General features: G+C 55.0%; 5 protein-coding genes. All 5 read right to left on the bottom strand.

What is annotated here, in order from left to right:
• Positions 1-4: 4 nt before the first annotated feature.
• Entirely contained in the window at positions 5-415 is a 411-nt protein-coding gene (locus tag ACMTNU_RS01730; protein ID WP_413933470.1) for a hypothetical protein, read from the bottom strand.
• Between the two features lie 436 nt (positions 416-851).
• Positions 852-3149: a PAS domain S-box protein gene (locus tag ACMTNU_RS01725; RefSeq protein WP_413933469.1), complete on the bottom strand. Its 2298-nt coding sequence runs from the start codon at positions 3147-3149 to the stop codon at positions 852-854.
• Between the two features lie 273 nt (positions 3150-3422).
• Positions 3423-4079, bottom strand: coding sequence for a response regulator (locus tag ACMTNU_RS01720; RefSeq protein ID WP_413933468.1), 657 nt, complete (start codon positions 4077-4079; stop codon positions 3423-3425).
• On the bottom strand, positions 4066-10359 hold the full coding sequence (locus ACMTNU_RS01715; protein ID WP_413933467.1) for a PAS domain S-box protein: 6294 nt from the start codon (positions 10357-10359) through the stop codon (positions 4066-4068). The genes ACMTNU_RS01720 and ACMTNU_RS01715 overlap by 14 nt, the downstream gene beginning before the upstream one ends.
• A gap of 310 nt (positions 10360-10669) precedes the next feature.
• Positions 10670-13327, bottom strand: a complete 2658-nt coding sequence (locus ACMTNU_RS01710) for a PAS domain S-box protein (RefSeq protein ID WP_413933466.1) — start codon at positions 13325-13327, stop codon at positions 10670-10672.
• Positions 13328-13421 lie beyond the last annotated feature (94 nt).

Here is a 13421-nt window from a genome sequence, read left to right as displayed (position 1 = left end):
CGACTTAGCTGTTCCTCGAGGGAGATATAGACGTCCTGGTTGGCTCATCGTCGGACAAGGGCTGGTCTGTTCGCCACGCCCGTTTGAACAGACCATAAGAAAACGAAATCCAAAATACGGAAGCGAACAGACCCAGCACAACCGCTGAAAGGATTGTTCCCATCTCGGCCTCAGGGAGCGATTCCGACGGGCCCTTGAGCTGAATCATCAACACCACCGGCCATGCAAAGCTTTCCAGCCCGAGCAACAACGTCGCCCATGCCCAAATCTCGGTAATCGACTCTGGCTTCAGCCAAAGGAAGATCCCCACAACGAAGGCCCACCCGAGAACAACGACCGGAGCAAGGGTTCCCCAGATCAGCCAGAATCCGACAACGGCTACGAGGATCCCCAAAAGGCAATTCAGTAGTCTCATGGATATGAACCACACACGGGACGGGGCCAGAGTCTGACGGGATTGCCGGAAGATGTCAATGTAAAGAAAAAGAGCGCACTGAAGGGCTGCTTAGCTCATCACTTCGACAGCGACGGCGTCGAAGAGAGCCTGAAGTTCAAAGGGCTTTTGAAGTGTCTGCCTTGCTCCTAACATGGCTGCAACATCCAAAAATTAGGAACGCCGATTCCATCGATTCCTCCGGTCATGGCAATGATCCGAGAATCTGGAAACTCACGCCGGAACGCCATAATGGCCCCAATCCGTCCTGATCCGGCATAAGGATAGCCATATGGACAAGGTCGGCGGATGGTTCGCGGTCGCGCTCAAGTCCCGCTTTTCCGTCACGAGCCTTTCGACATGATACCCCGCCCCCTCCAAGGCGTCACGTATCAACTGACCGATTTGGACTTGATCGTCAACGATGAGGACCAACAACATCCGGCACCTCAGTCTGTGAGGCCGATGGATCCGATCCGGACTGTGGAGGCGGAATGGGTTCTTGATAGGAAGCGGCGTGATCCGACGCGCGGCGAATGGTTTGAGCCAGCTCACGAGCGTTTCGACCGGCTGCAATCACTTGCTGAAGATGGCGATGGGCCTTGCTGTCTGTGGGAATCAGCGAAAGAGCCAGCTCACTGAAACCAAGCACTGCGGTAAGACGGTTGTTGAACTCATGCAAGACGCTACGAGGGATGGACCGAGGTGATTCCATCGTGGAGAGAGGTGCCGTATGAGTCAGAGGAGCCGTCCGATCCGTGACATCGACGAGCATCCCGACGGTCTGGCGAGGTTGAGCTGATAGATGTTCATGGTCAAACCAGGTCATGTAACAGAGACTGATCGTGCGAATGGCTTCATCTGGCCGAACAATGCGATAGGTCACCTCGAAGATCCGATCCTCACGGGCGTTTTTGATGGATCGGGCCATCACCTTTACCATCTCTCGATCAGAGGGATGGACCAGCTGCAGATACCTCTCCAGAGAAACCGGTTCTTCCATCCCGATGCCATGGATGGTCCGTAGGATCGGAGACCACCAGACAGTATCTCCTTTATGGTCATATTCAAAGATCCCGATATGTCCAGCCTGTACGGCAAGATCCAAACGCATCTGATCATCCCGGAACGTTTGATCAGCGTGACGGGAAGTCGTGATGTCCACAATGGTAACCAGGAGTGACGGCCCCGAGGAGAGGGCAATCGGGTACAAGCTGATCTTGGAGGGGAATACAGAACCATCCTTCCTCAAACTAGACAATTCCACATCGGTTCGTGAAAGGCCGTCTGCCGAAGTCGACAAGATATCCCGAGATTCACAAGCATACTGTGCACGATCGGGGATCTGAAATAGGGAATCAACAGGACGGCCGACCAGTTCCCCGTACACATACCCGAACATCTGTTCAATCTTCCCATTGGCAAGAGAGATCGTTCCTTCCCGACTCACCAGGACCATCCCAATGGTAGAGGCATCCAAAACCACCTTGAGCTGAAGCACTCGTTCCTCCGCCAACGTCGCCATGAGCTTGTAATCGGTAATGTCTTCGATGGTTCCTGACATCCGAATCGGCTGATCCTGGAGTCCACGCATGAGGACGCCCCGGCAACGGACAAACCGTACCACGCCGGACGGTTGAATGATCCGACAGTCGATATCGTATGGCCGGTCGGAGGTAAACGTCTCTTCGAACAAGGTGAGAACGCGATCACGATCCCCCGGATGAACCGCTTTTTTGAAGGTCTCATAGGTGGGCGGCACTGACCCTGGCTCGTATCCCAAAATCCGGTACTGTTCGGCCGACCATAGTTCTGTATCGTGCGAGACGTCCCAGGCCCAACTGTTCATATCCATCATGGGCTCTGAAGGGCGGAGATCATGGAAACCTTGGGCGATATTGTCTCCCGTGCGATTCGCATACAACCGGTCTGAAAAACAGATCAGAAGCGATTCCTGCGCCTCCCACACGATCGGAGTCGTCGATACTTCGATAGCAACGGTACGTCCATCTCGATGCAGGACTCTGGTTTCCCATCGATGCTCTGAATCAGGTGATGTTTGGGTGAGCTGTTCTCGAACACGTTCTTGGAAATCCCGATGAACGAAGTCCAAGAATGTATGGCCGAGCACTTGATATTCGGAACTCGCTCCGAGGATTCTTAACCCAGCCATGTTCACGTACACAACATCTCCGTCCGTCGTCACCACCATTCCTTCCGAGACAGACTCGCACAACACGGTGGGTGACGGTCTCCCGCTACGATCGGTTTCCAACGCTCGAACATGTGAGATATCTCGCATGATCCAAATGACCGTGATCAGTCGCCCAGCCCGGTCCTTGATCGGAGAAAGCGTCACCTCATTCCAAAATGACGTGCCGTCCTTTCGATGATGGCGGACACAGGCTCGGCAAGCCCACCCATCCTGAAGGGCCAACTCGAGCTTTTCCATGGATGCACGATCGGTATCGGGTCCACTTAGAATCGTAGTGGTTTGACCCAGGACTTCATGTTCCGCATAGCCGGTCAATGCAAGGAAGGCTCCATTCACCTGGCGGATAGGATGATGCGGGAGCGTGGCATCGGTTACGAGGACACCACACGTCGTCGCCTCAATGACCTGGGCTTTCAGGCGATTCTCACGCTGGAGTCGAAGAACACGCCAGAGGGAGAGACTCAGGAGAAGCAAGATTCCCAGGAAAAGACCGGCTGCCATCAGAAGACCACCTCCCGGTAGGCCAGAACAACACAGCAGTGTCTAGCAAGCCGCTATTGCCGTCCGCACACTCGGAAAGAACTGGGGACCACAACAAGAAACGGCGATGAGACCCCTTCCCCAACATACACTGGAGTCTCGACGCCCCTTTTTAGTTATGAATCCGAATACAGCAGGGTAATCGTACAGAAATTGACTGATGAACACTAAAGGACGATGGGGTTGCGGGAGACAAATTTTGCCTCTACTGAGCTAGAGCCGAATGTGAGGAGTCTATCCTTGCCGTTTCACAAAAAAGGCCGCAGCCTGCGCACGTCGCGTGATACGAAGTTTCTGAAAGACGTTCGCCAGATAGTTCTTCACCGTTTTGTCGCTGAGTCCGAGGGCCACGGCAATTTCCTTATTGGTCTTGCCTTCGGCGACCAGCGCCACCACTCGTTCTTCTTGAGATGACAGTTGATCCGTACCCGGCGTGGCCGGGAGGTCGTGCAGCCCTCTCAGCCATCGTAGCGCCCGCTCGGTGACCGTCGAATCCAGGATTGATTGACCTCTTGCAACCGACCGGATGGCCTCGAGCAAAGCCCCTGAATCGATTTCCTTGAGCACATAGCCCTGTGCGCCAGCAAGGACGGCTGCCAGTACAGAATCATCGTCAGCGTACGAGGTCAGGAAAATGACTCTGGTGCTGGGAAGCATCCCAAGAATTTCACGACAAGCATCGACACCGGACCCGTCGGGAAGGCGGACATCCATCAAAATGATGTCGGGCTTCAACTTCTGGGACTGCAGAATCGCGTCTCCCATGGTACCGGCTTCTCCGATAACGCTGACGCCTTGGTTCTGGCCCAGTACCGTCCTGAGCCCTACACGAATCACTTCGTGATCGTCGACGAGCAACACTCGGATGGTTTGTGTCTTAGTCATGAGCATAGGTCGTGTCCTTTGGCAAATCGAGAACAATTCTCGTACCTTCGTTTGGCTTCGAGTGAAGGGCAAACTGGCCGCGGACCTTCCTAGCCCGTGCAGCCATATTGCCCAATCCATGACCGACTCCCTGTATCAAGCTGGCGTCAAATCCGACCCCATCATCCTGAATAGCAAGCCGCACACAACGACGGAGCGAATAGAGCGACACCGTGATCTGGCTGGCGCCGCTGTGACGCAGCGTATTACTCAATCCTTCGCGGACGATGTTGATGATATGGAGCGCCTGTTCCGTGGACAGTTGTCGGGCGGCCATGCCTTCGATTCGAACCACACACTTGGCCGCTGCTGAACTGCACATGGTTCGGATCATGTTTCGAAGAGCCGTCGGAAAATCTCCACCTTGGATGACGTGAGACTCCAATCCCGCAATGAAGTTTCTGACCTCTCCCATCACGTGGTTGAGCTGGCCGATCCCCTGGTTGAGCATCGACGTGAGTTTGCCCGCATTCTGATCAGGCTGTTGCCGAATCATCGGTTTGCACGCCTCTAACCCAAGCCCTACCGCATACAATGACTGGAGAATACCATCGTGTAGATCCTGGCTGATCCGTTCCCGCTCTTGAAGCGCTGCGTGCAGATCTCGTTCTCGTTGGAGCAGCATCTCCTCCATCCGCTTGCGCTCCGTGATATCGGTTGCCGCTCCCAGCACCATATGGACCTGCCCCTCGTCATCGAAAATCGGCCGCTTGACAGTCTGTAACCAACGTGTGTTTCCCGCCGCATCCGTGATTTTTTCTTCCGGAATAAAACGCTCCTCCAGAGAATCCAATACTTCAAGATCCTTCTCGCGAAAGAACTCCACCTCCTCCACGTTCCTATTGAAATCAGCATCCGATTTGCCGATCAGGCTCTCCACCGTGGTGCCATAACAGTCAGCGACCGCTTTGTTCGCCATCGTGTAATATCCGGCATGGTCCTTGGCAAAGATGAAGTTCGGATCGGTATCAATAACCTGTCGAAGAAACATATGAGAGCGGCGGAGTTCAGCCTCTGCCCGCTTACGCTCCCCAATATCCCGCAAGATCATGCAGGCGTATTCCTTGCCTTCGTGTAGCAAATAATTGACACTCACATCCGTCTCCAGGACGGCTCCGCTTCTAGACCAAAACCTTGCCTCGAAGGTCAGCGATCTCCGTTCCTTTAAGTAGCTCCAATGATTCGTCCACCGTTCCACGGGGAAATTGGGGTCAATGTCGTGGACCGTCATACCCAGCAGTTCCTCTCGCGAATACTGCAGCATTCGGCATGCCGTCTCATTCACATTGAACATTTGAGCCTGCGGGTCTAACCACAGAATGGCCTCTACGGCCTGATCCACAGAGAACTGAGTCAACCGCAGCGCCTTTTCCAAGCGTCGACTCTCTGTAATATCGTCACCAACGGTCACACTACATTGCTTGCCGTTCAACTCGATCAGCTCCGACGACAAGAGACACTGATGGACATCGCCGCTCTTGCTCCGGAGTTGCACTTCCATATTTCGGATGCATCCTTGGCGCTTCAACAAGTCGAGATAACGAGCCCGTTCCTCGGCGGAAGGCCAGAGCCCGATCTGCAACGTCGTCAGTCCCACAACTTCATCTTTCCGATATCCGAAGAGCTGCCACGCAGCTTCATTCGCGTCTACAACCAGACCAGAATCCAGCTCGCTGATAACGACCGGATGAGGGCTGGCTTGGAACGCCTTGGCAAAACGTTCTTCGCTGAGGCGCAGTGCTTCCTCGGCTAACCTGCGGTCCGTGATGTCGTTCGCGACAGTCACCACGCAGAGCACTCCGTTCAGCTCCGCGAGATCAGCGGAGGCCAGAAAATAGCGCAACGCACCCGATTTGGTCTTTAACGCAAACTCCATGTTGCGCATCGGCTGTCCAGCTTTTAACCGCTCGATGACCCGCGCTCTATCCTCGAGCTTTGGCCAGATACCTAACAGGAATGTGGTATTTCCGATCACCTCCTCCCGACGAAAACCGAACGCCTCCAGACAAGCATCGTTCACCTCGACGCAACGACCCGTTACGACCTCCGTAATCCCTATTGGATGAGGGCTCGTACGGAAGGCTTTGGAAAATCGTTCTTCGCTTTCACGTAACGCTTGTTCCGCTTGCTTCCGCTCCGTGACATCGAAGATCGCGCCATCGAGGCAACGCACCTCGCCATTCGAGCTGAACACCCCTTGCCCTTTTTCATACACCCACCGAACAGTGCCATTCGCATGGATGAGACGGTACTCGATGACATAGGGACGGTGCTCCTGCAAGCTCCTCCAGGTCACCTCCTCCACTAGCTGGCGATCATCTGGGTGAATCACACTGGCGTAGGAGCGGGTGTGGTTGGCGATGAACTCCGAGGCCGGATACCCAACGATGCTCTCAATCGCATCACTGAGATAGGACATCGTCCACTCCCTGTCCACGGCGCAGCGATAGATCGCTCCTGGAATATTCGCAACCAGCGTGCGGAACCGTGTCTCGCTTTCGGACAATGTTTGTTCCGCATGCTTGCGTTCAGTAATATCGACGGTGGCCCCGATCAAGTGTGTCAATCGTCCCTTCGGATCTCGGACGGCACGCGCTCGGATGTCACCCCAGACGATCGAGCCGTCTTTCCTGATGTGGCGTAACTCGTAATGAGAGGCCTCAACAGCTCCGCTCTGGACCAATTCCCAGTTCCTCATCGCGATCGGCTGGTCCTCAGGATGGACCAGCCTCAACCAGGCAAAGGGATCCGTGGAGAGTTCGTTGGCGCCATAGCCAAACAGCTCCTTCAGATTGGTATCTGCATGGTACTGCCCGTTGAGGACATCCAATTCCCACACCCCCACCTTGCCGATCGCGGTGGCGCGTGCATAGCGCTCTTGACTCGCCTGCAATTCCTCAGTGCGCTCGACGACTTTACGTTCTAAGTCATCATGTGCTCGCCGAAGTGCTTCTTCCGCCAGTTTGTGCTCTGTGATGTCTTGGAATGTACCGTAGGCTCGAACTGCCCGTCCTTCCAGGGCATCCACCTGGCCGGTTGCCCGCACTGCAATTCGTCGTCCCTTCACCGAAATGAGTTCCAGCTCGAGATCCCAGGACAGCCCCTGTTCCACCCCTTTTCTCCATGCCTCGGCCATGATGGGACGGCTGTCGGGCGTGTAGAAATTCAACGCCGTTTCAACCGTCGGGCTGAATAACTCTGACGTGGTTTCGTGTAGTCGGTACGTCTCATCGCTCCACCACAACCGGCCTGTGAGAAAATCAAACTGCCACCCCCCGATTTTCCCGATCGCCTCTGTTTGGGCCATCAACGCCAACTGCTGCTTGTGGTGGGTGATATCTTCTGCAATCCCCGCAACGCGATTTTCCTTCCCAGCCATTCGAACGCGGCGATCGGAAATCCACCGGATATGACCATCTCGCCCCACGATCCGGTACTCACAGTGGAACACTGCGGTCATCCCGCCACCGATAAATCGGTCATGGCTTGTTTTTACCCGCAGACGGTCATCTGGGTGGATTGAATCGAGCCACAGCGACCAGTCTTGATAGAGTTCTTCGCGCTCGATGCCCCAGATAAAAGTAAACGCCGCATTGACGTACACCACCTGCCGCTCATCCGGCGTCACGTCCGCGATCCAGAATGCTGCCCCCACCGACTCAGCAAACTGCTGCCACCGAGCCTCACTTTCCCTCAAGGCTTCTTGTGCATGATTGCGCTCGGTCACATCGCGTTTGATTCCGACATAGCAAACCGGTTGACCCAAAGTGTCCTTCACGGTAAATGCCGTGAGATCCAGCGTGAGCGACGTGCCCTCCCGTGTTCGGCTTTTCACTTCCCCGCGATAGCTCCCAGTAACAGCAAGGGCTCGCCCGATGGATGCAAACGAGTCTTCACCTAAATGAATAGCGGGAGTCTTCCCTTCCAGGTCGTCTGTGGAATAACCAAGAATCCGTTCGTGTGTACTGTTTTGTTGTAGATACCGCCCTTGAAGATCAATAACTGCAATGCCATCGATCGAATGGGCAAAGATCTCTTTGTAGAGTCTCAGTTGCTCTTGGATTCGTTTTCGCTCGGTGATATCCGTGGCGATGACACCGATGGCCGAGAGCTGCCCTGAAACATCGATCACTGGGAATTTCGCAACAATGCTGGTACGCAGTCCATCCCGCTGTTGTGTAACCTCCTCGAACTCCTGTCCCCGGCCGCTGGCCAACACCTCTCGATCATGTGTTTGAAACTGAGCAGCTTGTTCCGAAGAAAACAATTCATCATCGGTTCTCCCCAAGGCCATACCGGACGCAAACCCGAATACCTCATCGAACTGCCGGTTGGTATACAAATACCGCCCATCATGACTTTTCAGGCAGGTCACATTCGGCGCATGATCGAAAAATTGCCGGAAACGTTCTTCGCTCCGGCGCAGCGCCTCTGTCCGATCGTTCACCTGGCGTTCTAAAGTTGCATTAAGATTAGCCAGCGCTTCTTCTGCGTGCTTCCGTTCCGTGATATCGGAGAACATTCCAAGAATCGCCTGCTTACCGTTCCACATGATCCGCCCAGCTTCGACTTGAACCGGGATCGTCGTGCCATCCAACCGCACATACATTCGCTCGGCGCTATGGACGGATACACCTCCTCCGAGCAATCGTGTAACACTGTCACGAACCTCTTGATGATAATCTGGGTGGATGAACTCAAACGTCGGCCGGTCAAGAATGTCCTGTGGATCCTGCGCACCCATGAGGAGAGCACCGGTTCGATTCAGGTAGACTATTCGCCCGTCACAAAACACAAAGACACCGGATGGGGAAAGCTCGATCAACATCCGGTACCGTTCCTCGCTCTCCCGTACGGACTCCTCCATCCGTTTGCGATCGGTTATGTCGATATGGGATCCGAGGAGATGGATCCTCCGACCATTGGCCTCTGTCACAAAGGAGGCACGCGCCTCAATCCATCGATACGTGCCATCCTTGTGCCGCAGGCGAAACTCCTGTCGATAGTCTCCGTCGGGTCTGGCTCGATACTGCATAGCATAGGCGACGGCACTCTCACGATCGTCAGGATGCAACAGGCTCGTCCACGTCTCCCATGCATCCGGAAGTTCTATCCCGCTATAACCTACCAGTCGCTTCCACTCCTCGGAAAAGATCACTGCATTCGTTTCAGTGTTCCAGTTCCATAACCCGGTGCCAGATGCCCGAAGAGCTTGGTGGAGTCGTTCTCGGGAAAGCCGGAGTTCCTCCTCAATATGTCGATGATCCGTGATATCCAACACGCTGTTCGACATGGAGACAGGACGGCCATCGCCATCCCGACAGACTTCTCCACGGCAATGGATTGCACGAATCGTACGGTCAGGACGGACGATGCGGCATTCGACGTCGTAGGTTGTGCCGCCCTTCAGTGCAGCATCGATTGCGCTCTGCACACGCGCCCGATCCAGGTGGTGAAGGGAAGCCACAAATGTGTCATAGCTGACAACCATGTGGTCGGGCTCATAGCCAAAGATCAGAAATTGCTCCTCCGACCAGCGCACCGTTCCACTATCGAAATCCCAGTCCCAGCTACCCAGGTGCGCACGTGCTTGAGCTTCCAAGAGCTGACGCTGCTGTTGCTGGATTTTTGTTTCGGCGTACCGCCGTTGGAGCTCAGCGCCTGCCCGCGAGGCAAACACCGCCATCAGCGATCGCAGTCGATCGGTGTTGCGCAACGGCTTGGTATCCATCAGAACGAGGAGCCCCATCACCGCTCCGCCTTTTGCCCTGAGTGGGACTCCACAGTATCCGTCAACGCCCAACTGGGCCAAACGCCCAAAGAGTGGGAACACCGTCCTGACGTCCCGTTCAAAACAGGCAAAGGACTCACCAAGCGCTATCTCGCAAGGAGTATTCACCAGTGGATATTCGAAGTTGTCGACGAGATTGCCGTCGGCTGAGACGGCAAGGGTACGGATTTTCTTGACCGGACCGTGTTGGATCTCCCCAACGACGGCGTACTGCACACCCAATACTGAACTCAGATGACAGACGAGGGTTGAGAAGAAGTCTTCTCCGGTCTCCGCAGCCGTTCCGGCAACGATCGCGCGCAGCATGTCCGAGCGCTCGCGCAAATCTTGTAATTCGTCGTCTCGCTGTCGTGTGAAATCCTGGAGGGCCTGATCCCGCTCCGTCAGCTCCCGTGAAAGGTCGGCAACTTGCCTGCGCAGCAAATCCAATTCAGCCAGGTGACTGGTCGAATTCATGATGGGACTCCTCCCTCAGCACTCTTTCGCAAGTCCCGTTCGACTTGTTCCGGCAACTACTTCACGGCGCAATACTGGGGCACAATGGCGCATGTACCGGAAAAACCGACGGCTCTCAGCCCAAGGCTATTGGTTCCTAATCACCAGGAACCAAGCGGGAGCTAGTCTCCTACGGCCACGGGTGAAAGTCTAGATCCAAATGGCCTGAAGCTTTTGAAGGAACCCGGGCAGGAACCATGCGGATCGCATGGAACCAGATCTGGACTCCAACCCATGTGGCCACTGTGACATGATGCTCTAACTGATTGGATTATTTGGAATAGTCCGTTGAATCTATTGGAAGATCAAGGAGAACCCTGGTTCCGCGGCGAGACTCCGACCGTACGGCAAATACCCCGCCGGCCTTGTGCGCTCGTGTCGCCATATTTTCTAAGCCATGACCACCAGCCTGAACCGACTTTGGATTGAATCCGATACCATTGTCCGTCACCGTCAGCCGGACCGATCCAAGCAGCTGACGCAGTGACACGGTAATATGTGTCGCATGGCTATGACGGAGGGCATTACTCAACGCTTCCCGCACAATATTGATGAGGTCGAGTGCCAGTTCCGGTGAGAAATACTGCCCGACCCTGTCATCGATCCGCACCCTGCATTGAATGGACGATGCCTCGCACATCGCCTGGATCATGGCTCGTAAGTCCGCTATAAAATCAACGCCTTGTATAGCGCAAGACTCCAGCCCTGAGATGAAATTTCTGATCTTCTCGATGACCTGATTGAGTTGCCTAATGGCCTGTTCCAATGTCGCCATGAGATGATCTGCGGTCAACTCCGGCTGCCGCTTCATCATCGACTTACAGGCTTCTAACCCAAGCCCAGCCGCGTAGACTGATTGAAGCACATCGTCGTGCAGGTCCTGGCTGATCCGTTCCCGCTCTTGAAGCGCGGCATTCAGATCTTGTTCGTGTTGCAGCAGCATCTCTTCCATCCGCTTCCGCTCGGTGATGTCTGTCGCCGCTCCAAGCACCATATGAAACCGCCCCTGGTCATCAACGATCGGCCGCTTGATGGTCTGCAACCAGCGCGTCTTTCCAGACCAATCCGTGAACTTTTCCTCAGCAATGAAGCATTCCTGAAGAGATGTCATGACTTGGAGATCCTTCTCGCGAGAAAACTCCACTTCATCCCAATGGGGATTAAAATCAGCGTCTGTCTGTCCGATCAGATCGTCTACCGTTGTGCCATAACAATCGGCGATCGCTTTATTAGCCATCGTAAAACGTCCTTCGCGATCCTTGGCAAAGATGAAATTCGGCGAGCCGTCGATGACCTGCCGCAACAAGGCATGTGATCGGCGCAACTCATCCTCGGCCCGCTTCCGATCGGTGACATCATCCGCGACCGTCACCCGGCAAGGCCTCCCGTTCAACTCAATGAGTTCCGACGACAGGAGGAAGCGGCGTACATCGCCGTTCCTGGCCCGAAGGTTCACTTCCAGATCGCGGACCGGACCAACCTGTTTCAATCTCTCGCGAAACCGGACTTGCTCCTCAGCCGACCCCCAAACCTGGAGTTCTGAAAGAATCTGGCCTTCACTTTCCTCCGTGCGATGACCCAACAGCTGGCTGGCTGCATCATTGACCTCTACCAGTCGTCCGGTTTCGAGCTCACTGATGAGAATGGGATGGGGACTGGTCTTGAACGCTTTGGCAAACCGCTCCTCGCTCGCCCGTAACGCTTCTTCCGCCTGCTTGCGCTCAGTGACATCGGAGATCAGCACGATGATGGCGGGAGTGCCGTTCCACACAATCCTGGCGACCTCCATTTGAACGGGAATCGATATTCCATCGTTCCTGAGATAAATCCGTTCCGCGCTATGGACCGACACGTTTCCAGCGAGCACCCGACGGGCATTTTCACGGACATCCTCGTGGTAGTCTGGGTGGAGAAAGTCGAACATCGATCGACCGAGAAGCTCCTGAGGATCTGTCGCCCCTAGGAGAAGCGCACCTCTGTGGTTGACATACACGGCCCGCCCTTCACAAAAGACAAAGACTCCGGATGGTGACAGGTCGACCAACGTTCGGTACCGGTCTTCACTCTCTCGTACCGATTGCTCCATGCGTTTGCGATCCGTGATGTCCATATGTGAACCGAGGAAGCGGATCCGACGACCATCAGCTTCAGTCACCAACGCGGCTCGAGACTCAATCCATCGATACGTCCCATCCTTGTGCCTCAGCCGATATTCCTGCCGATATTCTCCATGACGTGTACACACCGCATCCTGCAAGCACACCATGACACGATCATGGTCCTCCGGATGCAACAGACCTTCCCACGTCTCGCATGAGTCCGAAAGCTCCGTCTTCTCGTACCCAAGCTGACGCTTCCATTCCTCAGACAGGACCATCTCGTTGGTATGAGTATTCCAGTCCCACAGTCCAATACCCGATGCTTGGAGCGCCTGCCTCAGTTTTTCCTGCGAGGAACGCAATGTTTCTGCTATGCGTGTCCGCTCGGTGACGTCCAGAACGGACCCGGACATGCGACAAGGCTTTCCCTTATCGTCACGCAGGACCTCCGCGCAGGAATGAATGGTCCGCACCTCACCGTTCGCACGCACGATCCGATACTCCACATCGTACGACGCCCGTCCACCCAAGGCATGATTGATGGAAGCCATGACCAGCTCACGATCTTCCGGGAACACTGCCGCGACAAACCCATCAAAGGTCAGCAGGTCTGCCTCAGATTCGCGGCCGAAGATCCGATACAACTCAGACGAACACCGAACAGCTCCGCCCTCGATTTCCCACTCCCAGCTACCCAGATGTGCGAGAGCTTGCGCCACACGGAGATGCCGAGTTCGCTCATGCAGCACACTGTCTCGCTCAGCCAACTCATGCACGAGATGAGCGACTTGTTGACGCAGGACATCGACAAGAGAAAGGGTGGTGTTCATGTGAAGCTCCTTAGCCTCGTGACGGGAATAGCCAAATAGTAGGTGAGGTGGTGAAAGAGGGAGGTTGACGACACACCCCCGTGACGACCATACA

The organism is Nitrospira sp. BLG_1 (assembly GCF_047338595.1).
Classification (GTDB): domain Bacteria; phylum Nitrospirota; class Nitrospiria; order Nitrospirales; family Nitrospiraceae; genus Nitrospira_D.
Note: the sequence above shows the minus strand (reverse complement) of the source record. Positions and strands in the feature narration are given on the sequence as shown.

Bases quoted from the DNA above. Each gene is read 5' to 3' on its own strand.
- ACMTNU_RS01730 (WP_413933470.1), bottom strand. From the start codon at position 415: ATGAGACTACTGAATTGCCTTTTGGGGATCCTCGTAGCCGTTGTCGGA.
- ACMTNU_RS01715 (WP_413933467.1), bottom strand. From the start codon at position 10,359: ATGAATTCGACCAGTCACCTGGCTGAATTGGATTTGCTGCGCAGGCAA.
- ACMTNU_RS01725 (WP_413933469.1), bottom strand. From the start codon at position 3,149: ATGGCAGCCGGTCTTTTCCTGGGAATCTTGCTTCTCCTGAGTCTCTCC.
- ACMTNU_RS01710 (WP_413933466.1), bottom strand. From the start codon at position 13,327: ATGAACACCACCCTTTCTCTTGTCGATGTCCTGCGTCAACAAGTCGCT.
- ACMTNU_RS01720 (WP_413933468.1), bottom strand. From the start codon at position 4,079: ATGCTCATGACTAAGACACAAACCATCCGAGTGTTGCTCGTCGACGAT.